Origin of the sequence: Chryseotalea sp. WA131a (assembly GCA_025370075.1) — a bacterium.
In the GTDB taxonomy this organism is placed as follows: Bacteria; Bacteroidota; Bacteroidia; order Cytophagales; family Cyclobacteriaceae; genus ELB16-189.
Genome location: CP073016.1, coordinates 647,088 through 674,081 on the forward strand (window position 1 = coordinate 647,088; position 26,994 = coordinate 674,081).

Here is a 26,994-nt window from a genome sequence, read left to right on the forward strand (position 1 = left end):
CATGCAATTTAAAAGCGCAAAGAAAACCAAAAGAAGGTGATTGTTAGCCTAAAACAGTCTCTCAAAAAAATTTAGATAAGGTGTATTTGGAGGCTATTTCGACCGAAATAACATAATTTTTACAAAAATTGGTACAAATAAAGACTGTGTAAAGCTAAAATCGGCTATTTTTGAGCTTTCATTGATTAAAAAAACCACTAACTTATGTCACAATTACGTTTTGAAGCACTCAAAAAGCTACATGATCGATCGAAGGTTCACGTAGAGCCCAGCACCCCTCACATCTCTAAGTTTTTTGGAGAAAATGTGTTTGGTATGGAACAAATGCGATCAACCCTGGCACCAGCGGTTTTTAAAAAAGTAAGCAATGCCATCAAAAATCACGAAAAGATTGATGAAGTGACTGCCGATGCAGTTGCCTCTGCGGCTAAATCGTGGGCTATTGCAAAGGGAGCTACCCATTTTACCCATTGGTTTCAACCCATGACGGGTGGCACTGCCGAAAAGCATGATTCATTCTTTGATGCCCTTTCAGGAATTGAAAAGTTTAAAGGAAGCGAGTTAGTACAACAAGAGCCAGATGCATCTTCTTTTCCTAGTGGAGGCATTCGCAGCACATTTGAAGCAAGAGGTTATACAGCTTGGGATCCCACTTCACCTATGTTCCTATATGGAAAGACGTTGAGCATTCCAACCATTTTTGTTTCGTACACAGGAGAAACCTTGGATACGAAGTCTCCTTTGTTGAAGGCGCTAAAGGCAGTTGACTTGGCCGCTACGCAGGTTTGCCAATTGTTCGATAAAGACATCTCCCATGTAGTGGCTTCTTTAGGGTCAGAGCAAGAATATTTTGCAGTTGACAAAGCGTTGGCAGATGCTCGCCCAGATTTAGTAATGGGTGGACGCACCGTATTTGGTCACGCACCTGCACGCGGTCAGCAATTGGAAGATCATTATTTTGGCACCATTCCAGGCCGCGTATATGACTTCATGCGTGAGTTTGAAATTGAAGCGTGGAAATTAGGTATACCTGTACGTACCCGCCACAACGAAGTAGCGCCAAGCCAGTTTGAGGTGGCTCCTTTGTTTGAGGAGGTAAACGTGGCCAACGACCACAATCAATTGATGATGGACGTGATGAGCCGCGTGGGCGAGAAGCATGGATTGAAAATACTATTTCATGAAAAACCTTTTGCAGGTGTAAACGGAAGTGGAAAACACAACAACTGGTCGTTGATTACAGATACTGGCGTAAATCTTTATGCGCCTACCAGTTCGGCCAAAGACAATTTACTTTTCTTAACGTTCTTTATTACCACCATCAAAGCCGTGCACGAGCATGCAGATTTGTTAAGGGCGAGTATTGCCACTGCTGCCAATGATTTTCGCTTGGGCGCAAACGAAGCTCCGCCAGCCATCATGTCAGTGTTTATCGGATCGCAAATGACGGCCGTGTTGGATGAATTAGAGAAAAAAGGAAATGTAAAAATTGAGAAGGGTGATAATATGTATATGAAGTTGGGCATCGATCAGATTCCTGAAATCATATTGGATGCTACAGACCGTAATCGTACTTCTCCTTTTGCCTTTACCGGAAATAAATTTGAATTCCGGGCGGTGGGCTCAAGCGATAACTGCGGAACACCGATGACAGCCCTCAACTTGATAGTGGCCGATCAATTAACCAAGTTTTACGAAACCGTCAACAAGGAAATTGAAAAAGGAGAAGAGAAGCGCATGGCGATTGTGAATGTACTGCGCAAATACATCAAAGAATCAAAAGCCATTCGTTTTGAAGGAGACGGATATTCGGATGAGTGGGTGAAGGAAGCAGCCAAGCGCGGGTTGAGTAATATCAAAACCATGCCACTTGCTATCGATGCGTATCTTTCAAAAAAATCGTTGGAGTTGTTTGGTAGATATGGTGTGATGACCCACAAAGAAGTGGAAGCTCGAAACGAGATTAAGTTGGAAAGCTACATCAAGAAAGTGCAAATAGAAGCACGCGTGATGGGCGATTTGGCGATGAATCATATTATTCCCACGGCCATTGCCTATCAAAATAAATTGATCACCAATGCCAATGGCTTAAAAGGATTGGGTATTGATAACAAAGCTGTGGTGCAAACCATCAAAGAAATATCAGGCCACATTGAAATCATCAAAAACGGTGTGCGCGATTTGGTGGAGGAAAGGAAGCGAATCAATAAGATTGCTGACACCCACAAGCGAGCAATTGCTTACTGCGATGACATCAAAGAAAAATACTTTGAAGCCATCCGCGATTCGGTGGATAAACTCGAATTATTAGTTGACGATGAAGATTGGCCATTGGTAAAATACCGTGAGCTCTTGTTCTTACGATAGTTTGTTGTAGTTGGTTTTAGTAAAAATGGGCTTCTGAAAAGAAGCCTATTTTTTTATCTTTATTGGATGAATGGAAAGGCGATGAGTAATCAATAGAGATTATGATTGGGGTGCGATCAAAACGATCAAATTCCGCATCTTCATTTCCGTTTCCAAAAACTCTTTTTCAGGATTGGAATCTAAGGTTACACCCGCCCCGGCATAAAGTCGGGCGGAACTTTCCATCAGTTGAAGGCAACGAAGGTTTACGAAAACATGGCTTTCATTATCGAAATTAATGGGCCCTAAGTGGCCACTGTAAAATTCGCGATCATATCCTTCATACTTTCTTAAAAAATTCAACGCAGGTTCTAGGGGCATACCACACACTGCCGAAGTAGGATGGAGAAGTTTTAACATAACCGAGCCCAATTGTGGAAAATTGATTTCGTTCATATCTACTTCGTAATCGGTTTTTAAGTGCATAACATTGCCTGCAACCACTGTTTTGGGTCCATGCTCCAAATATTCTCGCACGCGGATCTTCTTGAAGCAATTGATAATGTAGCGTGAAACCAACGCCTGCTCTTCGATTTCCTTTTGCGTCCACGCTACCGACTTTACATTGATGGATGAATGATACGGTTGCGTTCCGGCCAAGGCATGTGTTTTGAACTTTGAATTTTTGTCAATACTCACCAACAGCTCTGGGGTAGCGCCCAACCAGGTGCCGGTTGCCGTTGATGACACGAGGGATACCATTGCTTGTGGGTGTTTTTCGCAAAGCGTATGAAAGGTTTGAAGTATATCAAAATCTTCAGCGAGCGTAACCTCTTGAAACCGGGAGGGCACAATTTTTTCAAGCTCCCCTTCTTCTATTTTCTTGATACCCAATTGCACAAGCTCTTGGTAATTGGAAGGTGAAGAATCTCTACCTGGTTTAAGGTGATATTTTAATTTTTGGGGAACTTCGTTTTCTCGCTTGTCAAATGTTGTCCACCAGCGGTGGTCAGGATTCGTTTCTTGCAATTTACCCATGGAGAAGCGAAATACAATATCGGCTGTTAAAAATATTTTCTTTTGAGATGGGTCAAACGGAGCAAACACAAATCCTGGCACCGATTCCTCTAAGCTGATTTCGTCCAACTCAACGGAGCCACTGTTGCAAATCATCAATACCTTTTCGGTGCTATTGGGTTTTCGCCACAGCGAAAAGGCTCCGCCCATCTTCAATGCATTGGCGATGATGTTTTGAATTGCTTCGCGTTCACCGATTTCTAGTTTTTCTACAACTTCCTTCATTATCTTCTATCAATAATCGCCAAAGTGATTCTGCTTATGCAAACTAATTCCTTTTCTTCGGTAGTGATGCGAATCTCCCACACCTGTGTTTTTTTGCCAATATGCACGGGCTTTGCTATGCCATAAACAAATCCGCTACGCACACTTTTAATGTGGTTGGCATTGATTTCCAACCCCACGCAATAGTGGGTAGTTCGATCAATACAGCAAGTGGCCGCTACGCTACCAAGTGTTTCCGCCAAGGCTACCGAAGCTCCTCCATGTAACAACCCAAGTGGCTGATGAGTTCTGTGATCTACAGGCATTTTTGCTTCGATAAAATCATCACCGATGGCAATACACTCAATACCCAAATGGCTGACCAGGGTATTTTCCGACATTTTGTTGAGGGTTTCAAGGGTAGGCTTTCCTTTAAAGATCGACATTATCAAGATGTTAAGGTGTGAACGTGGGCTTAGTTAATTGAACTATTTCCTTATTTTTGCGCGCGATTATTAAATCGAAAATTAACCAGAATTGAGCACTAAAAAAATCTACATCATACGCCACGGGCAAACCGATTTCAATTTGCGCGGCATTGTGCAAGGCAGCGGTGTAGATTCCAGCTTGAATGATACCGGCCGTCAACAAGCCCGCGCCTTCTTTGAGGTGTATGGACAAGTCGCTTTCGATAAGATTTATACATCAAAATTGGTGCGCACGCAAGAGTCAGTTCAGGCTTTTATCGACAAAGGTATTCCGCACGAAGCCCTAGAAGGGCTAAACGAAATTAGTTGGGGATCGAAGGAGGGACAAGAAATCACACCCGAGGAGGACGCCTACTACCATTGGATGATTGAAGAATGGCAAAAAGGAAATACATTTCAGCGGATTGTAGGAGGCGAAAGTCCTGATGATGTGGTGAAGCGTCAACAAGTTGCTATTCAGCATATCATGAAGGGCGAGGACGAGAAAACCATCTTGATTTGTATGCATGGCCGTGCCATGCGGATATTATTGTGCCAGCTATTGAACTATCCGTTGCGAGGAATGGACACTTTCGAACATAAAAACCTTTGCCTTTATCAACTGGACTTTACAGGATCCATGTTTGCCATTAAAAAGCATAATGACATAAGCCATTTGTTCGCAATAGAACAACCCAGCAAGGGACTATTGGTTCAAAATTAGTTTTATAAACTCTTTCAATCTGTTTTTACAGATTTCCATTTCGCATAGATTTTATAGTTTATCGATTTCGCCTTCGTGCAACCCAGTTATTTCAGAAATATCTTTTGATGAAACCCCTCGAAGTTTCAGTTTAATTGCGACTTCTATCTTCCCTTCTAATTTACCCTCTTGCCTTCCTTCTTGTTTTCCTTCGTCAAAAGCAGTGTCCACAGTGTTTTTGTAGTCCCTGTAGATTTTTAGGTTCATCTCGTACTTTTCCAGTTCTTCCTGCCCAAATTTGGCAATCTCTGCTTTTTCAAATGCTTGGATGAATATCTCGTCCTTGAAAATGGTAGGGATGGTCTGAAAGTCTTCCAGGTGCTTGATGAAATAAAGCCACTTATCTAAGCGGGTTTTCAATTCAGGTTCTGCCCTCTTGAAGTTTGGCATCTCCAAGTAGATGTAGGTCAGTTTATCGTAAAAGGTCTTGCCGTTTTGGTTTTTCAGTTTGATGGTATGCACCACTTCGTTTTTTTCTGCATCCTGTTCGTAGTCATCAAAAGTGAAATCCAAGATGCCCACACAGTAAACCGCTTTCAAATTGTAGTTCCACTCGCCTTTTTCTGCTTGTTCCCTTATCGGGAAAGTAGAATAATAAATAGTTCTTTCTTTGAAATAGTTTTGTTTCGCTTTTTGGAGCTCCACAATGAACTTTTCACCGCTCTCGCTTTCGCAGTAGATGTCATAGATGGCCCTCCTGTCGGCTTCTGTTTGCCCCAGATGCTCAGAATTTTTAAAACCAAGGTCAATGATTTTGGGTTGGTGGGGCAAAAGGGCATTTAAAAAGTCGAGCAATAGGGGCTTGCTGGCCTCTTCGCCAAATATTTTTTTGAAGCCAAAGTCGGTGAACGGGTTGATGTATTTTGCCTTCATAGCGTTGGCAAAGATAGCGATTTAGGGTGGAAGCATTATTTTCTTGCGCCCGCTTTCAAAAGGGCGTTCTCTTCTTTCAGCACTTGGTTTTGTTCTTTCAGCAGGGTAATGGTTTCTTCCAAGCTCCTCAGTAATTTTTCGTTCAATACACGCTCCTCCATTTTCACTTCAAAGGCATTTACCGAATTGTCCTTGTTCTCCTTATTGTTAACAATTTTTACTACTGATCCCTCTGGCAATAAATCGGCTGCATCTACTTGTAGTATTTCTGCAAGCTTTGGCAAATGGTCTAGCTTGAAATGGCTCTCGTCATTCTCCCAGTTCCAATAAGTGGCTTGAGCTACCCCAAGTTGATCAGCCACTTCTTGCTGCGATATTTTGCGTTTGTCACGGATTTTCCTCAATTGAGTACCTATATACATAAAACTGCTTTTGGTTTTTTAGTAAGGCTAATTTATCAATTTATTGATAGAATTAATAATACTACTGGTAAAGTAATACATTTGGTGGTGGCATTTTTACACTAGCCAAAGAAAAACTCAGTAAGGTGCTGGATTTATTCCCTTTGGTGAAAAAAATATGAAAAGTAACACGGGAAGGTTAACCTTGGCTGAATTGAAAGCAAAGGCAGATCAATCAAATGTAGTTGAAAACCTTGAGGCAATACAAGGTGCTGGATTGTTCAATTGTCATGGAAAATGGGGAGCTAGAGGTAAAGCAATTGCTGGATGGATAGACAGTAAAATAGACAAGATCATTGAGGAAGTCTTTTAATTGAGAATTTTTATTAAATAAGGCGATTAATTATTGAAAATTAATCGCCTTTACTTTAGGCAGTGAAATGTCAACTAGATAGTCTAATGTTCATTTCGGTAGAGTCCAGATGATGAATAAGAAAGTAATTTGCTTGTATAGTTGTCTCATAACTGTAATTTTTATGGCCTGCAAGCCTAGTGATAATTTACTTACCCGATTAGTTGGCAAGTATTTACATAACGAGTGGTTTTTTTCTTTTAAATCTGGAAATGAAACGACCACGATACCATTCGAGGTAATAAATGGATGGATAATTATTAAAGTGAAAATAGGGAAAGAGGAGCATCGCTTTCTTTTTGATACTGGAGCCTCAACAAGTATTGAACCAGAAATCACCAATGAACTTTTCCTGCCTTCAATAAGGGATTTTACAACCATTGATGCAAATGGAATTGATCGAAAAGTTCCCCTTGTTTACATTCCTAAATTGACTTTAGGGAATCGTACATTTACACACATAGGCGCGTTTTCAACTAGTCATCAATCAACAAAATGTATTGGTGTTAAAGGTGTAATTGGGCATAATTTATTATATGGCTCAGTTTGGAAAATAAATTTTCAGGATAAGACAATTACAATTTCTCAACAAACAGATAAAAGTAGTTTTAATCTTGAGAAATTTAATCTAATAAAAATTAAGACTGATTGGAAGAAAATGATGTATCTCAGATTAACTACTGACAGAGGTCAAATTGATGCCGTTCTAGATACGGGTCTTCCCAACTATATTCTCATAAATAAAAAATTCATTAATCACTTCAACAAAACCGATTTAGTTAAAAAAAAGATAAATTATATTGGTTCAGCTAATTCATCACTAATAGATACCATCAGTATGTATAAAGCTAACAATATTCGATTAAGTGATATACCAATTGACAAGGATATCCTTATCTTCTCTAATTTAGAATCTTCTGTTGGTTGTGGTTTCTTATCATATTTTCAGGAGATTGTAATCAATTTGAGGGAAAAGCGATTACTTCTATCTAAAAATGAATTGAGCAAGGTAGAGCGTAAGCCAGTGAATATAAATATTTCTTGGAAGGATGGTGTGACAAGAGTCACTGGTCTTGCTATTAATAGTAAAATGGAGAAAGCTGGCTTAAAGACTGGTGATCAAATCATAAGCATCAATTGCATCTCAACCGATTTGTTCCAGAATGCTTGCGAATATAAAGCATTTGAAAGCACTATGGATATTTACAAATCCGACATAGAATTATCCATACTTCGCGATGGTCAAAAATATAATTATACTTTTAGCAAGGATATGATGTATGAATAATATGCCTGCTTTAGAAAGGGTATGGATTGATTCTCTGTATAAAGGCCGTACTAAATTATTAGAAAACGTAAGGATACTTCTTTACAAAGAAAACCAACAGTTTTTCGAGTTACTTGATTATGAAAACGATAGGATATTCAATGAACCGTTTCTATTTGCTTACTTCTATGCTAACAAAAGCAATGCGACACTTGAGCAGCTATTATTTGGCCATATTGAAAAATCTAAACGGCCAAAAGCAATTAAGGCTAAATCAGATGAGCAAGGTCTAATCTATCTACCCGAGATTGGGTGGTTAAAGACAGATTTGCAAAATGAAATAGTAACTGTTGGAATAGATGAAACGGTTAATGGACTTTCCGTTTTAGTCCACGGCAGTAAAATGCCCTTCACTTTTGAGCCTATTTTGAAAATAGACACTACACTGTTTGAGATAGTCTATCATCAGCACCCATTACTAGCCCCCCATTATTTTGACTCAAAGAATAAACTGGTCAACGTAGAGATAGACACTATTACTGCGAAGCAAAAAGATAACCTAGCAAAAGCATTTGTATTAATCCGAAACTCAGCTCCAGAATTTTATAATCTCTTAGAAGAAGCCATAAAGAAGGTGGTGATTTTCAATGACCCATCCACTAAACGCAATTCCTTTGCTACTGTTTCTGTACACGGCTGTGCGTTCTTCAATTCATTTCAGCCGGAATACGATGAGGTTTTTTTTATTGAAGATATTGCACACCAATGTGGCCATGTCATATTCAATAATATTACTCACGGCAACAAAGATATTTTTAAGATTCACTCTGAGACAGTAATCAAAGAAAAAGGCTTATGGGGAATAATTATGAACTTGCTGGAAAAGAGAACCTTGTTTGTTGCTTTTCATGCGTTGTTCACTTACTATGGTATTACCATTTGTTTAGAAGCATGTTTACTAAAATCAGAATTATCAGAATTACAAAAACATGAAGTCTTGGGCCGCCTTGCTTTTTGTTTTCGTAAATATGGGAATGACATCAAACTATTAGGCAAGCTAGACAAGGAAGGCCAAAGCATTTATTTTACTGAAGAAGGACTGGCATTGTACAAGCCGATGGAAAATCTTTATAATCGAATTAAAATAGAATGGGGCGAGAGATTAAGAAAAATTAACCTGCTCAATCAACCCTATAATTTTTCTGTTAAGAATTTTTTTAAATCAAACCCCATTGAAGTAGATGAAAATAGGCGCTAAGATTTTTATTTTTATTCTGATAACCCATTTTGGCTGTGCCCAAAAGCAATCCAATAAAAAAGAGACGAAAAAGAAGATAAGCGTTCAAGATTCCATCAGGCTATATAAATACCTTGATAAAGTAGGTGAGTTCTCATTGTTCTCAATAAAGCGGCAGCTATATATCGATAGTGCACTCACCATTGTGCCTAAGGCATCGCAACTTTGGCAACAAAAAGCCATGCCGCTTTTTAAACAAAAGAAGTATGAGATAGGCATGCCGTACTTGGATAGTGCTGTAAAGTATGATAAAACAAACCATTGGCTTGAGTATAGGGCTTTCATCAAATGTATTTTTCAGAAATCGTACCATGCGGCAATTAAAGATTTCAACCTCGCCCAAAAGCAAAATGGTAACTCGTACGTGATGGATCACTCATACCAATTTTATAAAAGTCTTTGCTATCTGCAGCTTAACAAATTCGATTCTGCGGAATACTTAATCGACAAAGAGATTAAAGAAGAAATAAAAACCCGAAAGGAAGCGCATCATTTGCATTGGCTTTATTTAGGCATTGTGCAGTTTGAAAAGGAGAATTATGTAGAGGCCATCAAGAGCTTTGATAATGGGCTGAAATTATATCCTCAATTTTCAGATATACAATTTTACAAAGCGTTGTGCCTCTATGAGCTGAAACAAAATAAGCAAGCTGTTGAACTATTACAAAGTGCCAAGGAAAACCTTCAAAAGGGCTACGGCATCAATGAGGACAACGCTATATATGAGGCATATCCATATCAAATAAACAAATCTATGGTAGAGGCTTTTTTGGAGGGGTTTCAGGAAATGGAGGTAAACAAAAAATGAGCGAAATAATGAAACGATTTTTTGTTTCGATCTTCTTAGTTTCTATGTTTTCAGCAGTATTCGGTCAAACGATTGATAATTACAATAAGGCTTTATCTGTTTTAATAAAATCACAAACCGCCATGGGCGAGAGCAACGTAAGCATTCTTGTTTCTATTAAAGGATCTATCCATAACCAAGATCACTATGAAACACCCGAAAAAACAAAAGACCTCCCATTGCAAGAGACGTATGGATTCTTTGTCAATGAAAAGGTAGCCTATTTGTACAGAGAGATGCAGAACAGAGCAAACACCTATCAACGAACGGCTGTTTCTAAACAGGATTCGCTCTATGAGCGTGGCTATTATGATAAATCTTTCTCTAAGTTGTCAACACAAGATTTTGCTTTTGAAGTGGCCAAAACCCTACCAACGGAAATGCTTCGGTTGGCCTATGAAAACAGAAAGTCGCTTAGGTACTTAGGTGAAAAATCACTTTATTATTTGATTTCATTCAGCTATGCAACCAACCAAAACGCGACACTTTATATCAATCAGCAAACCTATATGCTTGAAAAGGTAGAAACACTTGGCTATAGTGATATATATGGTGATGTCTCTTTTGAAACGGTTTACAAAGATTTTACAGATAAGAATGGCATAAAAATACCAAGCACACGCATAGATTATGAATATGGAAAGCCTGAGCGCGAATTAACTTATAGCGATCTTCGCTTCGACCTAAAACCGGACACTAGTAATTTGAGAATAAAATGGTTGCCCGAATATTTTAGGAAGAAACTAAGTGAACCTGTATCTGCGAAAGAGCAATTTGAATTTAGCACTATCTCGCCCACACTTGATTTGGTTAAAATTCTTTCGCAAAACAATAAAGCACTGATTGCCAAATTTGCAGATTACATTGCTTTGTTTGAAGTGCCGCAAGGAATTGACTTGAACATTCAACTGATAGAGGAATTGAAGAAACGTTATCCAGACAGACCGTTGCGTTATTTATTTGTAACGCATCACCACCCCGATCATGCAGGGGGCATAAGGGCTTATGCTAACCAACAGATAACGCTCATTACTACTGCTGGCAATAAGGAATACTTTGAAAAAATATTGACCACTTCACACTCTATTGGTATTAACAAGGCATTGTACAATGAGCCGATCAAATTGAAAATGGAGTTTGTGCCACTAACAGGTGACAAAATTGTCAAAGATAAATTCAATGAAGTGATTGGGTATGAGATTGGGGCCAATACATCACATACCTCAGAGCATCTTGCTTACTATTTTCCGAAATCAAAAATTCTGTGGACGGGCGATTTGCTTTTCTTCGACCAAAAAGAAACAGTATATCCTGCAGGGGCAAGAGGCAAATCAATTTATGATTTGATTCAAACCAAGAAATTGGCAGTTGGTAAAATATATACCTCGTGGCCACTTCATGGACAAAAAGAATTTGGCACTGTTGATTTTTTGAAAAAACTGGTAGCCTCTAACTAACTATTCAGTGTCCCTTTTTAAAAAATCTTTCCCCTTCTACCGTCAGCTTGATCAGATGGACTGCGGACCTACGTGCCTGCGCATGATAGCCAAGCATCACGGCAGATCCTTTGACATTTCTTATCTTCGCCAATTGGCAAACCTTGCCCGTGACGGCTCTACGCTAGGCGGCCTTGCAGATGCTGCAGAAAAGATAGGATTCGCAACGCTTGCGCTTAATTCTACTTACAAAGACTTGGCAACAGAAATTCCATTGCCTTGCATAGCGCACTGGCGGCAGCGGCACTATGTAGTGGTGTATGAGGCCGATGAAAAGCAAATCAAGATTGCTGACCCGGCACATGGCCTAATAAATTATACTCCAGAAGAATTTTGTAAAGGGTGGATACCACTGAAAAATGTTTCGATGGATACGGAAGGTGTTTTGCTTTTGTTTGAAACCACCCCTTCATTTTATGATCGAGAAGGATATACAGTAAGCGGCAAATCACCGTTCAAATTTTTGCAACGCTATTTTCGTCCATTCCGCAAGTTCTCTTTTCAACTTTTCGTAGGCTTGTTAGTTGGTAGCTTTGTACAGTTGGCCTTGCCCTTTCTTACCCAGCAGATTGTAGATGTAGGTATCAACACCAAGAACCTGAATTTTATTTATCTGATCCTTGCCGCGCAGTTGATGTTGTTTGTCTCGCAAACAGGAATTAGAGTAGTGCGCAGTTGGATTCTGCTGCATATCACCAGCCGCATGAACCTACGGATGCTTTCGGATTTTTTGATCAAGTTAATGAACCTGCCTATTTCATTCTTTGACTCGAAGAGCCAGGGAGATTTGATGCAACGAATCCAAGACCACAATCGGATCCAGTCTTTTCTTTCGGCCACTACGCTGGATGTACTGTTTTCTGTTATCCCTTTCGTGGTTTTTGGTTTTATTCTCTCTTATTTCAACCTCACTCTTTTCATCATTTTTCTTGTTGGCTCTGGACTGTACATGCTATGGGTACTGATTTTTATGAAACGCAGAGCAGAGATTGATTATAAGTATTTTGATCAAGCCAGCGGCAACCAAAGCAGTACCATCCAACTCATTACTGGTATGCAAGAGATAAAGTTGAATGGTTCGGAGAAGCGCAGGCGCTGGGAGTGGGAGGCAATTCAGGCGCGGTTGTTTAAACTGAACATGAAAAGTTTGGTGCTTTCACAATCGCAAAACGAGGGAGGGCAGTTTATCAACGAGATAAAAAATATTTTAATAAGTTTTGTAGCGGCACAAAGCGTGATCAGCGGTCAAATTACGTTTGGTGGTATGTTGGCCGTACAATACATCATTGGCCAAATGAATGTGCCAGTAAATAACTTTATCACATTTATAAGAAGCTATCAGGATGCCAGATTGAGTATTGAACGCCTTGCTGAAATCCATAATAAACCCAACGAGGAATCAACCGAGGACCAATTGGTTCACGAGCTGCCGGCTCAAAAGTCTATCATTTTACAAAATGTGAATTTCAGGTATGGGAGCTCGGCCGCTGCATTGGTCTTGAAAAATATCAACCTTGCCATTCCGGAGGGTAAAGTAACAGCAATTGTAGGTGCCAGCGGGAGCGGTAAGACCACATTGCTGAAGTTGCTGTTGAAGTATTACGAACCGGTGGAGGGCCAAATTTACCTTGGCGGTAACAACCTTAAAAACATTGGTTATAATTTTTGGCGTAGCCACTGTGGGGTAGTTATGCAAGATGGATTTCTGTTTTCCGATTCTATTGCTAGGAACATCAGCGAATCGGATGAAAATGGTGCAGTAGACAGAAAGAAATTGCATGAGGCTGTTCGTGTTGCAAACATTGGTGGTTTTATTGAGGAGCTGCCAATGGCCTACAATACTCGCATTGGTGCGAGTGGCATGGGTATAAGTGGAGGCCAAAAGCAACGCATTATTATTGCTCGGGCGGTGTATAAAAACCCTGCATTTTTGTTTTTTGATGAGGCAACAAGCTCCTTGGATGCCAATAATGAGTCAATCATCATGCAAAACCTGGAAGGTTTTTTTAAGAGCAGAACGGTAGTAGTCGTTGCCCATCGCCTAAGCACTGTGAAAAATGCCGATCAGATTATTGTGCTTGACAAAGGCGAGATTGTTGAAACCGGAACGCACAGCGAACTGACCACTAAGCAAGGGTATTATTATTCGCTTATCAAAAACCAATTGGAACTAGGTAACTAATGGAAGACGAAGACATTGATAGTAGGAGCGAGGCTGTGCGCGATTATCTCGAGCAAGTGCCGAGCGGGCTTACCCGTTGGGGTTCCGCTGTCATCTCCTCGATTTTGCTCATTGCTATTTTGTTGACATGGTTGATTCGCTACCCCACTTTGGTGCGTGCAGATTTTAAGCTCACCACACAAATAGAACCCAAGCCCGTGGTTGCGCGAACGGATGGAAGATTAGAAAAGTTATTGATCGCCAACCATCAACTAGTTTCATCAGACCAGCTATTGGGCTTCTTAGAAAGTGCCGCGCACCACGAGGAAGTGCTTCAATTAGAAACAGAATTGAATATGATCCGTCAATTATTCGAGAAAAACGATTTTACTGGTTTTGATACGCTTCGGCTTGCATCGCTCGAGCATTTAGGCGATGTGCAAACATCTTACCAATCATTTCGTCAACAATTTTCGCAGCTTAACTCCTTGCTTGGAAAAAAGTACTACGATAAAAAAATTGAATTTCTAAAACGGGATATTTCTGAATTGGAAACGATGAACCGCCACCAAAAAAGCCAATACCAACTTTATAAACGCGATGCCAGCCTTGCGGAGAGTGAATTTGCCATGAACCAAAAACTGTTTGCCGATAAAGTAATAGCCAAACTCGATTTGGATAGGGAGGAGAGCAAAATGTTGGCTAAAAAACTTCCGCTCAGAAATATTGAAACTTCAATATTGAACAATAAAGCTCAAATAAGGTCCAAGCAAAATCAAATGATCGATTTGGAGAAACAAGTGCTGGAGCAGAAAGAGGGTTTTCGTCAATCCATTAACTCGCTAAATAGTTCCATATCTGCTTGGAAAAATCGCTATTTACTTATTTCGCCCTCACCCGGAAAAATTCTTTTTGCAAATAATCTACAAGAAAAGGAAAATGTAAAAGTTGGGACAGAATTATTTCAGGTATTTGAAACTACGTCTGTTTATGTTGGTACATTAACAATCCCGCAGGATAATTCTGGCAAGATAAAAATCGGACAACGTGTATTAATAAAATTTCAAAGCTATCCATTTGAGGAGTACGGCATGGTGGAGGGAAAGGTTTCATCGCCCCCGCAACTATCCTCACAGGACAATAAGTTATTCTTTGCATTTGTTGAATTGCCCAATGGCTTAAAGACAAATCACAACAAAACGCTTGCCTATAACTATGGAATGGCGGCATCGGCAGAGATCATTACCGAAGACCTGCGGTTGATTGAGCGGATTTTTTATACGATAAGGAAAGTATTTAATCCTAGCTGAAATAATTAATTGAATGTGCCTTTAGGAAAAGAGCAGTTTTTTTGGTTTGCAGAAAGTGATTACCCCTTCGCTGCATTCTTAATCTGCTCCAATGCAAACTTGGCTTTGCTGTCAATACTGTTTTTATATTCGTGCCGTTTGTAGCTAAGGGCCAGCTCAAAGTATTTTTTTGCTGATGCATAATCTTTTTGCTCTTGGGCCAAATACCCCATTTGTAAGGCGGAGTTGGCCGCAAAATACCACGGGTTGTCGTTGGTAAAATTGATGCACTGCTGGTAGTACGACTTAGCCGTAGTGTAGTCGTGTAGCTTGTGCGCGAGGCGTGCCTTGCGGTAAAGCAATTCAGCTTGTTCTTTTTTTATTTTGAGTTCGGTTGGCGCGATGGATTGCAGCGCGAGGGCAGCCTGATCGTAATAACCACCATCGGTGGCAAATCGGGCTTTCAATAATTTTTGATTTGCTAAATAGGATTCTTCTAACTGCTTGGCCGCGTATTTATCGGGTTCAGCCGATTCCTTTCCAGTTACTTTGGCTTTTTCAAAATTTATTTTGGCATTAGCGGGGTCGTTCAATAGCCAATGGCAAATTCCGATTTTGTAATACGAATCTTTTTTAAACGATTGGCTACGGTAGCCTTTTTGAAATTTTTGATAACACGCAATGGCCTTTTGGTATTCTCCTTTTTGTAAAAGAGCATCGCCATGCAAATAATCTGCATAATACATGGCCAAGCCTTGCGGAATTTTATCCAGTGTTTGAAAAAGGGTCAACGCTGTTTCTGCTTGCGAGTCTTTCATCAACATATTAATGGCCACAAAGAGACCCAATTTGCTTTCGGGCTGTTCTTTCAAGTAGTCCATCATGCCTTTAGCAGCTTCGCCAAATTGCTGGTTGATAAAACCTTTTACGGTGAAAAGTAAAATGGTGGCCTCTGAGCTAAGTGATGATTTTGAAACCCGTAAGTCACCTAGATTTTTTTGACCCACCACCACGGATCCGCGCATGCCCAATAAGCCCATAAACCAAGCATACTTTTCGGGTATGGAACCAAGCATGACTTGCAGCACTCCATACGTTTTTTTGATGGGGATGAAATCCGGATATTTTTTGATGCATTCGTTGGTGATATTGTAGGCTCTTCGAATGGCAAATACGGCATTAAACTCTTGACCATTGTTGAGCATGTTGAAACCTCGCTGAAGATTTAGCTCGGCTTGTAGAAAAAGCACCTCCGGGCCACTCGCTAATTTGTCCAGCGATTCAAGTCGTTGTTTAAAGTTGCGTTCCAGCAGTTCTATTTTGGTGGGGTCTTCTGTGATCAACACATCGGCTGTTTCACTCAAGCTCACGATGTACATCTTATACAGTTCATTTGACTTATCAGGCACTTTAGCCAGTTGGGCCATGGCCATTTCTGGCTGAAGGTTCAGCACGAGTTGATACGCCTTTTGTACTTCAGGATTGAAAAGCCATACCTTATCGGTAGCACGCACAGAAATATGCGCTATTAAAAAAAAGCAGGCAATCACGCCTGCTTTTTTGATGTATGCTATTGAATGAATATTAGGCAACTTTTTTAGCTCTTTTAACGGGCGCTGCCTTTTTAGGTTTTTCTTCTTCAATTACCTCTACTTCTACATCAGCCAAAATGCGGCCAGAGTGTTCGTCAATAACGATTTTCTTTTTCTCTTTGATTTCGGCAATCTTTTGAGGAGGGATGATGATGTTGCAACCTTGTGCCGCACCGCGTACTACCGTTACAACGGCCAACCCGTTGGTCAGACTTCTGCGCAGACGATCGTAATGCTTCAACATTTTGTCATCAATTTTCTTTACGGCCTTTTCGCGCTCGCCTAACAATCTTTTCTCTTCTTCTTCGCTCTCCTTCAAAATATCTTGCAATTCATTTTTCTTATTGTCAAGATCTTGGTTGCGATCGGTAATCAATGTTTCGATGGAGGTAATCTCTGCTTTTTTAGCATCAATTTTTTCTTTTGCTTCCTTTATGCGCTTCTCGCAGATCTGAACTTCCAATTCTTGCAGTTCTACTTCTTTGGTGATGGCATCGTACTCGCGGTTGTTCTTAACGTTCTTTTGCTGCTCATTGTACTTTTTGATGAGCTTTTCGGCCTCTTTAATGCCCTCTTTGTTCTTTTTGATGTTGTCTTCTAGTTCCTTCATTTCGCCTTCAAAGCGACCCAAACGAACCTTATAGCCCTCCATCTCATCTTCTAGGTCTTGCACCTCATCGGGCAGGTCGCCCCTCAATTTCTTAAGTTCATCTAGTTTTGAATCAATTGATTGAAGCTTTACCAAGGCTTCTAGTTTCTGTGCAACTGTCTGATTTTCCATTATTTAGAGATAACTTATAGGATTTGTGTTCGATTTAGAAAAAGTGGTTGTAAAAGTAGTAAAATTTTTGCTTAAAACCTCTGTCAATAACTGTTTCGTAAACTGTTCGGTTTCATAGTGGCCAATATCAGCCACGATAATTTTATGGTCGGCATCGAAGAATTCGTGGTATTTAAAATCGGCCGAGACAAAAACATCCGCCCCAGCGGCAATGGCTTGTGGAAGCAAGAAACTGCCGGCCCCACCACACACGGCCACCCGCTTTATTTTTCTATCCGTTAGTTGCGTATGGCGAATGCATTTTGCGTTCATCTTTGCTTTTAAACCATTTAAAAACTCCATTGGTTCAAGAGGTATTTCCAAATCGCCCACCATACCAGCCCCCACCTCTTGGTTTTCGTTTTCCAATCGACTCAGGTAATAGGCTACTTCCTCGTAAGGATGCGACTGATGCAACGCACCGAGCACTGAGGTTTTCATTGGCTCGGGTAAAATCATTTCTATCCTTGTTTCTTCCACCCGCTCCAATTCACCTTTTTTGCCAATGGCAGGATTAGATTTTTCATTTGGTAAAAATGTGCCTTCGCCCATCACTTGAAAACTACAGTTTGAATAGTTGCCAATGTTTCCGGCCCCGGCCGCATGCAATGCCTCAATTACTTTCTCTTTATTTTTAGTGGGCACAAAAGTGGTAAGTTTTAGAAGCGTGTTAGGTTTTGATGCCAATACCCTTGTATTTTTTAACCCAATGATGTCAGCAATTTTTCTATTTACGCCCCAATCTACGTTATCTAAATTAGTATGGATGGCGTATATGCCGATGTCATTTTTTATCGCCTTGATAATGGTGCGCTCCACATAGTTTTGTCCGGTGAGTTTTTTTAAACCTTTGAATAAGATAGGGTGGTGGGCCACAATCAAGTTGCAGCGATTGGCGATGGCTTCGGCTACAATAGTTTCCAGGCAATCCAGCGTAACCAAAATGCCGGTTACTTCTGCAAAAGGGTTTCCTACAATCAAACCACTGTTATCATAGCTTTCTTGATAGGCTTTGGGTGCCAAGGCTTCTAAATAGTGCGTTACGTCTTTAATGGTTGTGGTTGCCATTGTTTGCTTATTTTTGGAATTCTAAAAGTAGCGAAAGTAAGCATTACCAAATCATGCCGTTTTTGAAATTGATTTTTTGGCCTTTTGCGGCACTGTATAACCTTGTAATGAAGGTGCGCAATCATCTATACGATATTGGGCACAAGCCTTCATTTGAATTTGAGTCGGTGGTCATCAGTGTGGGCAATTTAAATGTGGGGGGATCGGGCAAAACCCCCATGATCGAATACTTGGTAAGGCTGCTGAAAGATCGATACAAGCTTGCCGTGCTTAGCCGTGGCTATGGTCGCAAAACGAAAGGGTTTCGAGTTGCCCAACAGGCAGATGATGCAACTACGTTGGGTGATGAACCCTATCAATATTTTTTGAAATTTGGAAAAGAAGTGATGGTGGCAGTTGGCGAAGAGCGTGCGTTGGCCATTTCTACATTGCTCAACGAAGCAGAGCCACCCCAAGTGATTTTATTGGACGATGCTTTTCAACATCGCTCGGTGGTTCCACAATTATCAATTTTGCTCACCGATTTTTCAAAACCTTTTTATGAAGATCACTTGCTACCGGTTGGGCGTTTGCGCGAGGGCAGGAGTGGGTCAGCTCGTGCAGATGCGATTGTGATAACCAAATGTGCCGGAAATGTGGAATCGCGGCTAGCCATCGACCATCAAGTAAAAAATTATGCGGGCGAGAAACCTATTTTTTTCTCGGGTCTCAAATATCGTCCTGCTGTTTCATTCATTCCTCCGAGCGATATCGGCCGAAAAGTATTGCTGGTGTCGGGCATTGCCAATGCGCAGGCCATGGAAGAGTATGTGGCAGCCCATTTTGAAATGATCAAGCATATAAAATTTGCAGATCATCACCATTACTCGGCTAATGATGTTGTAAAAATTGAGGAAACTTTTGTAACAGTCAAAGCCGAAGCGATTTTAACAACTGAAAAAGATTGGGTAAAACTCAAATCGGAATCATTAGCAGCTCATCTGCACAAAGAAAACTGGTTTTATCTGCCCGTTGAGACCGATTTTATCAATTGTGGTTCGGAATTTGATGCCATGGTGAACCTTTTGGTGGCCACTCGCCTAGAAGAATTGAGTCAGGTCACAAAAGGATAAACAATTACTATTTTTGCACGTGCGTTTTACGGTAGGTTTGATTTTAATAGGCTGGTGCTTGATAAGCCCTGCATGGGCGCAGAAGCGCGATTCTATCTTAATGAAGAGGCGCATGGTGAAAACTCCTCCACCCTCTACCTCTGACGAGCCCAAGAAGCGGACAACTTCCAAAATCATCAACGACTCGGTAAAGACAGTGTATGGCCCCAATACCTCTACTTGGACTACGGAGACAGAATTGTTTTATAACAAAAAAACCTATCGCCCGCTCGATACCGCGGTAAATAACTTCCACCGCTGGACGATGGTGCAGCGACACAACAATCAATATCAAGATTTGGGAAACATGGGCACTGCCCTAAACCCAATTTTTCCGATAGCACCCAGCACGATTGGGTTAACGCCTGGCTTTCGTGCCTATGCACCGTATTTTGAAAACACGGAGCCCCGTTATTATGATACCAAATCACCCTTCACACGCATTTATGTGGTGTGGGGTGGAAGTGGCAGGGCCATGACGCACATTGAGTTTAGTCGCAACATAAACTCCCGATGGAATTTTGGATTTAACTATCGGCCAATTTTGGTAGAGAAGCAAATTCAACGGCAGTTTGGGGTACGCCAAACTATCAGTCATTATTACGATGCGTTTACTACGTATCGATCAAAAAAGGAACGCTATTTTTTGGCGTTCAACTATAGGCGCATCCGTCACCAAGTAAAAGAAAATGGGGGTGTTAAATTAGTAAGTAACGATACCACTTACGCAGATTTTTTTGATCCCGAAGCTAAGCCCTACTGGGCAAATGCCGGAACGGAAGAACTGCGGCAAGCTATTCACTTCCATCATCATTATAAGCTAGCCAAACCTTTGCAGGTATATCAAACGGTTGACTACAATTTGCAGAATAACTATTTTAAAATCAGCCCAAGTGATACAGCTACCCGTTACTTCAGAAATATATATATCGATTCGGCACAAACGGACTTAGTTACGTTTCAGTCGTTTCAAAACGAAGTTGGCATAAAAGGTAATGCAGCATTTTTGTTTTATGATATCTACTTCAAACTACGAACCGTGTCAGCACAAAATGATTTTTTGAGAACGTATGACCCACGCGCTTCTTTGAGCAGAATAGAGAATTATGTAGGTGGCAGAATTGCTTTAAAGTTTGATAGCTTGAGTGAACTGCGCGCCAATGCAGAATTATTGCTGGATGGCAATTATAAGTTAGAAGGAATTTTAAATACACCTTGGCTCGATGCCAGTTTGATAAGCGTACTTGCCAAGCCTGGCTATATGCAACAGGTTTATCGTGGCATACGAACTTTTTGGTTGAACGACTTTAACAACACATTCACCAACCAACTAAAAGGCAACATCAAAGTAAAATGGGGCAGGCTGTATTTTTCACCTGGGCTAACGTATAGCGTATTCAACAATTACATTTATTTTACTAAAACACCCGATATTGAACGGCCGCGATTGGAAGTGCTACAGCCCAATCAATCGGCTGGCATCCAACAAGTGTTTTCGCCTGAGGTGAATTTGAACATTCGATTTTTTAGAAATTTTTATTTCCGATCACAGGTTATCTACACGCAGCTTTTGCAAAATGACGACCAAGCTTTGCGCATACCCCAATGGTTTATCAACGGGCAGTTGGCCTACGAAAAATTCGTGTTTAAAAAAGCGCTACAGATGCAATTAGGCATCGATGCATTCTATCGCTCCGATTATCAAGCCTTGGGGTATGCGCCCGACATTCAAACCTATTACAATCAAGACACCAATACGGTTAACGAATATTTAGTGGCCGATGTTTTTATGAATGCCAAGATTAAACGCGGACGATTGTTTATAAAGTATCACAATGTTGGTCGGCTCTTTCAACCGCCAGGCTATATGTTAACCTATGGCTACCCGGCCGTGCCCAACGTGATTGATTTTGGTTTTGAGTTATTGCTTTTTGATTAATGGAACAGATCGATAAACATGTGCTTGGCCTTGCCTTGCCCACCGATCCGCGTTGGGTTGATATTGCCGCCATGCAACTGCAAGACATTTTGATAGATCACGCATATTGCGAGCAAAAGGCAGCGTCTGCATGTATATCATTGATTGTTCAATATCCTGAAAAAGAGAAATTAGTGGAGACACTCACTCCGGTAGTGACAGAGGAGTGGAGCCATTTTGAGCGCGTGCTGGCAGAGATGAAAAAGCGCGGTTATGCGATGGGTTTTGCTCGAAAAGATGAGTATGTTGAACGACTGAGTGCGGTATTGAAAAAAGGTGGCAACCGCGAGCAGCAGCTATTGGAGAAATTGTTGATGTGTGCCTTGATTGAGGCACGCAGTTGCGAGCGATTTCGTTTGCTTTCCAAACAAATTGAGGATGAGGGCTTGCGCCATTTTTATTATGAACTAATGGTTTCGGAGGCAGGCCATTACAAAAATTTTCTGACATTGGCAAAAGAATACAACGAACCGAAGGAAGTAGAAAAACGCTGGCGCGAATTGCTGCACCAAGAAGGAGAGATTGTCAAGGGTTTAGCTGTACGGGCAGATCGGATGCATTAATAGTTCCATATTTTTCCTTATCAACACATCGATCAATCCTTGTAGAAATTTTTGCTATCAGTTGGGTAGTAGTTGAGTTATCATATTTAAAATGCAGTGGGTTGACACCGGGCCGCACTATTTATTTTATAAAATATATGCTTATAGAATGCCCTTGCTACTTCATTGATTTCAAGCAACGCATTGAGTAGGCCATGGTTTATTAAAATTAAAGCCATGCACGTTAACAAAATTGTTTGTGCATGGCTTTGGGATTATGAGAGACTATTTGCTCTTCTTAGAAGATTTCTTGGCTGATTTTTTGACTGTTTTTTGATTCTTTTTTACAGCTTTCTTCGCAGTTTTAGCAACCACTTTCTTGGTAGCTTTCTTCGCTGCTTTTTTGGCTACTTTCTTGACTACCTTTTTAACTGCCTTCTTCGCCACGGCCTTTTTAGGGACAGGTTTTGCCTTCTTCACCGCCTTTTTAGCAACGGGTTTTGCCGGTGATGAATTTTTGTTTTTGCCCATCGCATTCAATGCCGAACCAGCCTTAAACCAATCAATCTGATTTTTATTGTAAGTATGGTTTACAGTAATGCGCTCTTCCACACCGTTGATGTGATGGATCACCAATGTCAGTGGCTTGTCGGGCGAGAAAGTGGTAAGACCTACAATGTCGAAGCGATCGTCTTCCAATATTTTATTGTAGTCTTCTTTATTGGCAAACGTAAGCGCCAGCATCCCTTGCTTTTTCAAGTTGGTTTCGTGAATGCGCGCAAATGATTTTACCAAAATAGCCCGAACACCCAAGTGGCGTGGCTCCATGGCTGCATGTTCGCGCGATGAGCCTTCTCCGTAATTTTCGTCACCTACCACAATCGAACCAATGTTGTGCGCTTTATAATCGCGTTGCACTTTTGGCACTTCATCGTAGTGGCCACTCAACCCATTGCGCACACTGTTTATTTTTTCGTTGTAGAAATTGGTAGCGCCAATCAATAAGTTATTGGAGATGTTATCTAAATGCCCACGGTACTTTAACCATTTGCCGGCCATCGAAATATGATCGGTAGTACATTTGCCCTTTGCTTTGATGAGCAAACGTAAATTTTTCAAATCCGTCCCTTCCCATGCCTTGAAGGGTTCTAAGAGTTGCAAGCGGTCAGAATCGTGGCTCACAACCACCTGCACCTTGCTCCCATCTTTTGCGGGTGCTAAGTAACCGGGATCTTTTACATCAAAACCTTTAGGGGGCAGTTCATTTCCCGTTGGCGGATCTAATTTCACTTTTTCTCCACGCTCGTTGGTCAAGTAATCGGTCAGCGGGTTGAAATTCAAATCGCCTGCAATGGCGATAGCAGTTACCAACTCAGGCGATCCCACAAAGGCAAACGTGTTGGGGTTGCCATCGTTTCGTGATTGAAAATTTCTATTGAACGAGTGAACGATGGTGTTTTTTTCTTGCTTATCAGAGCCGGTGCGGTTCCACATGCCAATGCAAGGACCGCACGCGTTGGCAAACACTTTGGCACCTATTTTATCAAACGTGTCGATGAATCCATCGCGCTCAATGGTGTAGCGAACTTGTTCTGAACCCGGTGTGATGGTAAACTCCGCTTTTGTCTTCAATCCTTTATCGGCCACTTGCTTTGCCAAACTTGCCGCACGCGAAATGTCTTCGTACGATGAATTGGTGCACGAGCCAATCAACCCAACCTCTACTTTGGTAGGCCAACCGTTTTTAGCAGCTTCTTCTTTCATTTTTGAAATAGGAGTAGCCAAATCAGGTGTGAACGGGCCATTCAAATATGGCTCGAGCGATGACAAATCGATTTCAATAATTTGATCAAAATATTTTTCTGGATTTTGATAGACTTCAGGGTCGGCCGTCAGATGTTCTTTTATCTTGTTGGCCATTTTCGCTACTTCGGCACGTCCGGTAGAAATCAAGTAGCGCTCCATCGATTCATCGTAACCAAAAGTTGAAGTGGTGGCACCAATCTCTGCACCCATGTTACAGATAGTGCCTTTTCCAGTACAACTCATGGAGGTTGCACCTTCGCCAAAATACTCTACAATGGCACCCGTGCCACCTTTTACTGTTAGAATTCCCGCCACTTTTAAAATCACATCTTTGGCAGACGTCCAGCCATTAAGTTTGCCCGTCAACTTTACACCAATCAGCTTAGGAAATTTTAACTCCCATGCCATACCAGCCATTACATCCACCGCATCAGCACCCCCTACACCAATTGCCACCATACCCAGACCTCCAGCATTTACGGTGTGCGAGTCGGTTCCAATCATCATACCGCCAGGGAAAGCGTAATTCTCTAGCACTACTTGGTGAATAATGCCCGCACCGGGTCTCCAAAAACCGATGCCATACTTATTGGAAACGGAGGCTAAGAAATCAAAAACCTCTTTGCTCTCTTTGTTGGCATGTGTCAAGTCATCACCTGCCCCGGTTTTGGCCACAATCAAATGATCGCAATGCACCGTAGAAGGCACGGCTACCTTGGGGCGGCCAGCCGACATAAATTGGAGTAGTGCCATTTGAGCAGTGGCATCTTGCATTGCCACGCGGTCGGGGGCAAAATCGACATACGACTTGCCACGACCGAAGTTCTCCAACGGCTGGTCTTTGTATAAGTGTGAGTACAATATTTTTTCAGAAAGTGTGAGCGGTTTGCCCACCATTTTTCTGGCTTTGGCTATACGGGCAGGGAAAGCCGCATATAGGGCGCGAATCATGTCTAAATCGAATACCATAGTTTTGTGAATGTTTAAACTGCCAAACTACAAATTTTTGACAGCAACAACAGGAAAAAGTCTGTTTTTTAGGTTGTTTCTCAAGGATTTTTTACGGAGTGAAGTTCACAAGTAAAAACGGATGTTACTCATGGGTTTATTTTTTGCATTCACAGAAGCACACAGATTTTATTAATTATCATACTCATCCGATACTTTCATAAAAAATTATCAATAGCCAATAGTGTCTTGAGCATTTGGTAGAAATTGCAAATAAGTGACCCCTTTTGGTGATAAGAGTTTTAAGTTCAGCCAAGCTAGCAATACCAAAGTATTTCCACCCTAGCAAAAAAAAATTCGATAAACCCATAAATTAGCCCTATCTTTATACCAGTTTATTTTAAAGGATTTTGAATCAATCACAAGCCATTGTTCTCTACCAGCCGATGTTGCACAACATTGCTTATAACTTGCTTCGCTGCAAAGCTGACGCAGAAGACATTGTGCAAGACACTTTTGTTAAATGGTTGAGCATCGACCACAGCAAGATTCAAAACACAAAAGCCTATTTGATAAAAGCCGTTACCAATAATTGCCTCAACCATCTTAATTCATTAAAGAAGAAAAAAGAAGAGTATTGGGATTCGATTATGCTGTCGGAGCTGGTGGTAAAATTCAAAGAATCTGATTTTGCCCATATCGATTTTGAAAAAGAGTTGGCGACCGCTTTTAAAGTGATTCAGAGCAAGTTAGAGCCTTTGGAACGCGCCACCTATTTGCTCAAAGAAGTTTTCAATTTTGATTACGATGCCATTCAAAAAGTGTTAGATAAAAAGGCCGACCATTGCCGACAGTTGTTTTGCCGTGCTAAGAAAAAATTGAACGATACTTCTTTTACACCCAACTTGCCCGAAACCTCTCATTTGTTTGACAGCTTTAAAAATGCTTGTACTATCGATAACGCCAACGAGTTCATACAGCACCTCAGACACGACATTTCCGAGGCGTTTAGCTCTAAAAAGTAATTTTTTTTAGGTTTTTTGTCACAAAACTAAGTATGGGTTGTCTTACAGTTAATGGCCTTAACTAGGCTTAAAATCGTATTTTTTGTCTATAAACCTAACTTAACAAATGAAAGAAGTACTTATTTTTTTTGTGGCGCATTGGTATCTCTCTCTCTTTTTCCAAACTTTTTTCTTGCATCGGTATGCTGCACACAAGGCATTTACCATGAGCAAGACAACCGAAAAAGTTTTCTTTGTACTGACCTGGCTTTTCCAAGGCTCTAATTATTTGAGCCCATTTGGTTATGGAGTGATGCATCGTATGCACCACGCCTTTGCCGATACCGAAAACGATCCACATTCACCCAAATACGATGAAACAATTTGGAACATGATGTGGAAAACTAAAACGATTTACTCAGCCATTGCGAGTGGTAAAGAAGTACCGGAAGCTCGCTTTACTGAAGGTGTTCCACGTTGGGATTCGTTTGACAAATTTGCTCGTAGCTGGCCATCTAGATTATTTTGGGGAACCGTCTACTTTGCTTTCTATTGGCAGTTTGCTACGGTTTGGTGGTTGTGGTTATTGTTGCCGATGCAATGGTTGTTCAGCCCAATACATGGAGCGATCATCAACTGGTTTGCACACAAGTATGGTTACCGCAATTTTGAAGTAGGCGATACCTCTCGAAATTTTTTGCCAGTGGATGTATTGATGATGGGCGAAAGTTATCACAACAACCACCACAAGTATGGTTCACGTGCTAACTTTGGTGGCATTCGTTGGCATGAGTTGGATCCTACTTATATTGTTATTCGTATTCTTGATAAGTTGAAAATTGTACGATTGGTAGAACAAAAGCAGGTTAGCTTTGAACGAGTGAGAAAGGCGGCTTAACCGATTTGTTGGTTTTAATAAAAAAAATCCACGAAAGTGGATTTTTTTTTAATGTCATTTGTGGCAAACTTCGATTTGATGTTGATTGATCTATCTGCATGGCGGCAGGTCTGCCCGCTTGGTTACCCGTGAAGGCTGTCTGCCAAGGGCCATTAGCAGTAGCGCTGTAACCATCTTTCAGTAGTATCCAATCCAATCCTTTTTTTGTGGCCTCTTCAACTACAAAGTCCTTGAAGCCCGGCTGACCAAAACTTACACGAACAGCCCTACAACACAACCATAACCAA

23 protein-coding genes are annotated in these 26,994 nt (G+C 41.0%); 14 read left to right on the forward strand and 9 right to left on the reverse strand.

The genetic code is table 11. The annotated features are described in order from the left end of the window. Positions 1–204 precede the first annotated feature (204 nt). Positions 205–2,367 carry a glutamine synthetase III gene (locus tag KA713_03095; protein UXE67605.1) on the forward strand — a complete coding sequence of 721 codons (2,163 nt, stop codon included), beginning with the start codon at positions 205–207 and terminating at the stop codon, positions 2,365–2,367. A 99-nt stretch (positions 2,368–2,466) separates the two neighbouring features. On the opposite strand, the gene KA713_03100 is transcribed toward KA713_03095, so the two are convergent. Both KA713_03100 and KA713_03105 read right to left on the reverse strand, forming a co-directional pair. Beyond that, positions 2,467–3,648 carry a chorismate-binding protein gene (locus KA713_03100; GenBank protein ID UXE67606.1) on the reverse strand — a complete coding sequence of 394 codons (1,182 nt, stop codon included), beginning with the start codon at positions 3,646–3,648 and terminating at the stop codon, positions 2,467–2,469. Next, positions 3,648–4,073, reverse strand: coding sequence for a hotdog fold thioesterase (locus KA713_03105; protein ID UXE67607.1), 426 nt, complete (start codon positions 4,071–4,073; stop codon positions 3,648–3,650). Before KA713_03105 ends, KA713_03100 begins: the two co-directional genes overlap by 1 nt. 91 nt (positions 4,074–4,164) lie before the next feature. Between KA713_03105 and KA713_03110 the strand changes: the two genes are divergently transcribed. Beyond that, positions 4,165–4,818, forward strand: coding sequence for a histidine phosphatase family protein (locus KA713_03110; protein ID UXE67608.1), 654 nt, complete (start codon positions 4,165–4,167; stop codon positions 4,816–4,818). A 51-nt stretch (positions 4,819–4,869) separates the two neighbouring features. Here the strand turns inward: KA713_03110 and KA713_03115 are convergent, their stop codons facing one another. Together KA713_03115 and KA713_03120 are read right to left on the reverse strand one after the other, a co-directional pair. Beyond that, the gene (locus KA713_03115) at positions 4,870–5,730 is read right to left on the reverse strand and encodes a PD-(D/E)XK nuclease family transposase (GenBank protein UXE67609.1); all 861 of its coding nucleotides are present in this window, start codon (positions 5,728–5,730) and stop codon (positions 4,870–4,872) included. Between the two features lie 35 nt (positions 5,731–5,765). Continuing rightward, positions 5,766–6,152 carry a helix-turn-helix transcriptional regulator gene (locus KA713_03120; GenBank protein ID UXE67610.1) on the reverse strand — a complete coding sequence of 129 codons (387 nt, stop codon included), beginning with the start codon at positions 6,150–6,152 and terminating at the stop codon, positions 5,766–5,768. Between the two features lie 157 nt (positions 6,153–6,309). On the opposite strand from KA713_03120, the gene KA713_03125 reads away from it, so the two are divergent. The 7 genes from KA713_03125 to KA713_03155 all read left to right on the forward strand — a co-directional run bounded on the left by KA713_03125 (position 6,310) and on the right by KA713_03155 (position 14,921). Then, positions 6,310–6,504, forward strand: a complete 195-nt coding sequence (locus KA713_03125; protein ID UXE67611.1) for a hypothetical protein — start codon at positions 6,310–6,312, stop codon at positions 6,502–6,504. 163 nt (positions 6,505–6,667) lie between these two features. Further along, on the forward strand, positions 6,668–7,831 hold the full coding sequence (locus KA713_03130) for an aspartyl protease family protein (GenBank protein UXE67612.1): 1,164 nt from the start codon (positions 6,668–6,670) through the stop codon (positions 7,829–7,831). Between the two features lies 1 nt (position 7,832). Beyond that, a complete protein-coding gene (locus KA713_03135) occupies positions 7,833–9,068 on the forward strand; it encodes a hypothetical protein (protein ID UXE67613.1) in 1,236 nt (411 codons plus the stop codon). Next, a complete protein-coding gene (locus tag KA713_03140; protein ID UXE67614.1) occupies positions 9,052–9,915 on the forward strand; it encodes a tetratricopeptide repeat protein in 864 nt (287 codons plus the stop codon). The genes KA713_03135 and KA713_03140 overlap by 17 nt, the downstream gene beginning before the upstream one ends. Before the next feature lie 8 nt (positions 9,916–9,923). Continuing rightward, entirely contained in the window at positions 9,924–11,411 is a 1,488-nt protein-coding gene (locus tag KA713_03145; protein ID UXE67615.1) for an MBL fold metallo-hydrolase, read from the forward strand. A 55-nt stretch (positions 11,412–11,466) separates the two neighbouring features. Then, positions 11,467–13,632 (forward strand): peptidase domain-containing ABC transporter, encoded by a 2,166-nt coding sequence (locus tag KA713_03150; GenBank protein ID UXE69011.1) that lies wholly within the window; start codon positions 11,467–11,469, stop codon positions 13,630–13,632. After that, on the forward strand, positions 13,632–14,921 hold the full coding sequence (locus tag KA713_03155; GenBank protein UXE67616.1) for an HlyD family efflux transporter periplasmic adaptor subunit: 1,290 nt from the start codon (positions 13,632–13,634) through the stop codon (positions 14,919–14,921). The genes KA713_03150 and KA713_03155 overlap by 1 nt, the downstream gene beginning before the upstream one ends. A gap of 59 nt (positions 14,922–14,980) precedes the next feature. Here KA713_03155 and KA713_03160 read toward each other — a convergent pair whose 3' ends face one another. The 3 genes from KA713_03160 to KA713_03170 are packed head-to-tail and all read right to left on the reverse strand — an operon-like array spanning position 14,981 to position 18,380. Next, positions 14,981–16,543: a hypothetical protein gene (locus KA713_03160; protein UXE67617.1), complete on the reverse strand. Its 1,563-nt coding sequence runs from the start codon at positions 16,541–16,543 to the stop codon at positions 14,981–14,983. Next, positions 16,485–17,273 (reverse strand): hypothetical protein, encoded by a 789-nt coding sequence (locus KA713_03165; protein ID UXE67618.1) that lies wholly within the window; start codon positions 17,271–17,273, stop codon positions 16,485–16,487. Before KA713_03165 ends, KA713_03160 begins: the two co-directional genes overlap by 59 nt. Before the next feature lie 3 nt (positions 17,274–17,276). Further along, a complete protein-coding gene (locus KA713_03170) occupies positions 17,277–18,380 on the reverse strand; it encodes a Nif3-like dinuclear metal center hexameric protein (protein ID UXE67619.1) in 1,104 nt (367 codons plus the stop codon). A gap of 62 nt (positions 18,381–18,442) precedes the next feature. Between KA713_03170 and lpxK the strand changes: the two genes are divergently transcribed. Genes lpxK through KA713_03185 form a run of 3 tightly spaced genes read left to right on the forward strand, consistent with a single transcriptional unit; the run spans position 18,443 to position 22,072 of the window. Then, positions 18,443–19,492 carry a tetraacyldisaccharide 4'-kinase gene (lpxK, locus tag KA713_03175; GenBank protein ID UXE67620.1) on the forward strand — a complete coding sequence of 350 codons (1,050 nt, stop codon included), beginning with the start codon at positions 18,443–18,445 and terminating at the stop codon, positions 19,490–19,492. Positions 19,493–19,511: 19 nt separating this feature from the next. Beyond that, the gene (locus KA713_03180; protein UXE67621.1) at positions 19,512–21,470 is read left to right on the forward strand and encodes a hypothetical protein; all 1,959 of its coding nucleotides are present in this window, start codon (positions 19,512–19,514) and stop codon (positions 21,468–21,470) included. Further along, positions 21,470–22,072, forward strand: coding sequence for a tRNA-(ms[2]io[6]A)-hydroxylase (locus KA713_03185; protein UXE67622.1), 603 nt, complete (start codon positions 21,470–21,472; stop codon positions 22,070–22,072). Before KA713_03180 ends, KA713_03185 begins: the two co-directional genes overlap by 1 nt. A gap of 264 nt (positions 22,073–22,336) precedes the next feature. Here the strand turns inward: KA713_03185 and KA713_03190 are convergent, their stop codons facing one another. After that, on the reverse strand, positions 22,337–24,826 hold the full coding sequence (locus KA713_03190; protein UXE67623.1) for an aconitate hydratase: 2,490 nt from the start codon (positions 24,824–24,826) through the stop codon (positions 22,337–22,339). A 389-nt stretch (positions 24,827–25,215) separates the two neighbouring features. On the opposite strand from KA713_03190, the gene KA713_03195 reads away from it, so the two are divergent. Beyond that, complete coding sequence (locus KA713_03195; protein ID UXE67624.1) at positions 25,216–25,830, forward strand: sigma-70 family RNA polymerase sigma factor; 615 nt, start codon at positions 25,216–25,218, stop codon at positions 25,828–25,830. Positions 25,831–25,936: 106 nt separating this feature from the next. After that, the gene (locus tag KA713_03200; GenBank protein UXE67625.1) at positions 25,937–26,707 is read left to right on the forward strand and encodes an acyl-CoA desaturase; all 771 of its coding nucleotides are present in this window, start codon (positions 25,937–25,939) and stop codon (positions 26,705–26,707) included. Here the strand turns inward: KA713_03200 and KA713_03205 are convergent. After that, on the reverse strand, positions 26,676–26,903 hold the full coding sequence (locus KA713_03205) for a hypothetical protein (protein UXE67626.1): 228 nt from the start codon (positions 26,901–26,903) through the stop codon (positions 26,676–26,678). The two genes, KA713_03200 and KA713_03205, sit on opposite strands and share 32 nt — an antisense overlap. Positions 26,904–26,994: the final 91 nt, after the last annotated feature.

Excerpts from the sequence above, each read along its gene's own strand:
- KA713_03115 (UXE67609.1), bottom strand. The coding sequence starts at position 5,730 with ATGAAGGCAAAATACATCAACCCGTTCACCGACTTTGGCTTCAAAAAA.
- KA713_03165 (UXE67618.1), bottom strand. The coding sequence starts at position 17,273 with ATGGAAAATCAGACAGTTGCACAGAAACTAGAAGCCTTGGTAAAGCTT.
- KA713_03185 (UXE67622.1), top strand. The coding sequence starts at position 21,470 with ATGGAACAGATCGATAAACATGTGCTTGGCCTTGCCTTGCCCACCGAT.
- KA713_03095 (UXE67605.1), top strand. The coding sequence starts at position 205 with ATGTCACAATTACGTTTTGAAGCACTCAAAAAGCTACATGATCGATCG.
- KA713_03145 (UXE67615.1), top strand. The coding sequence starts at position 9,924 with ATGAAACGATTTTTTGTTTCGATCTTCTTAGTTTCTATGTTTTCAGCA.
- KA713_03105 (UXE67607.1), bottom strand. The coding sequence starts at position 4,073 with ATGTCGATCTTTAAAGGAAAGCCTACCCTTGAAACCCTCAACAAAATG.
- KA713_03190 (UXE67623.1), bottom strand. The coding sequence starts at position 24,826 with ATGGTATTCGATTTAGACATGATTCGCGCCCTATATGCGGCTTTCCCT.
- KA713_03150 (UXE69011.1), top strand. The coding sequence starts at position 11,467 with ATGGACTGCGGACCTACGTGCCTGCGCATGATAGCCAAGCATCACGGC.
- KA713_03200 (UXE67625.1), top strand. The coding sequence starts at position 25,937 with ATGAAAGAAGTACTTATTTTTTTTGTGGCGCATTGGTATCTCTCTCTC.
- KA713_03135 (UXE67613.1), top strand. The coding sequence starts at position 7,833 with ATGCCTGCTTTAGAAAGGGTATGGATTGATTCTCTGTATAAAGGCCGT.
- KA713_03170 (UXE67619.1), bottom strand. The coding sequence starts at position 18,380 with ATGGCAACCACAACCATTAAAGACGTAACGCACTATTTAGAAGCCTTG.
- KA713_03100 (UXE67606.1), bottom strand. The coding sequence starts at position 3,648 with ATGAAGGAAGTTGTAGAAAAACTAGAAATCGGTGAACGCGAAGCAATT.
- KA713_03140 (UXE67614.1), top strand. The coding sequence starts at position 9,052 with ATGAAAATAGGCGCTAAGATTTTTATTTTTATTCTGATAACCCATTTT.
- KA713_03130 (UXE67612.1), top strand. The coding sequence starts at position 6,668 with ATGGCCTGCAAGCCTAGTGATAATTTACTTACCCGATTAGTTGGCAAG.
- KA713_03155 (UXE67616.1), top strand. The coding sequence starts at position 13,632 with ATGGAAGACGAAGACATTGATAGTAGGAGCGAGGCTGTGCGCGATTAT.
- KA713_03125 (UXE67611.1), top strand. The coding sequence starts at position 6,310 with ATGAAAAGTAACACGGGAAGGTTAACCTTGGCTGAATTGAAAGCAAAG.
- KA713_03120 (UXE67610.1), bottom strand. The coding sequence starts at position 6,152 with ATGTATATAGGTACTCAATTGAGGAAAATCCGTGACAAACGCAAAATA.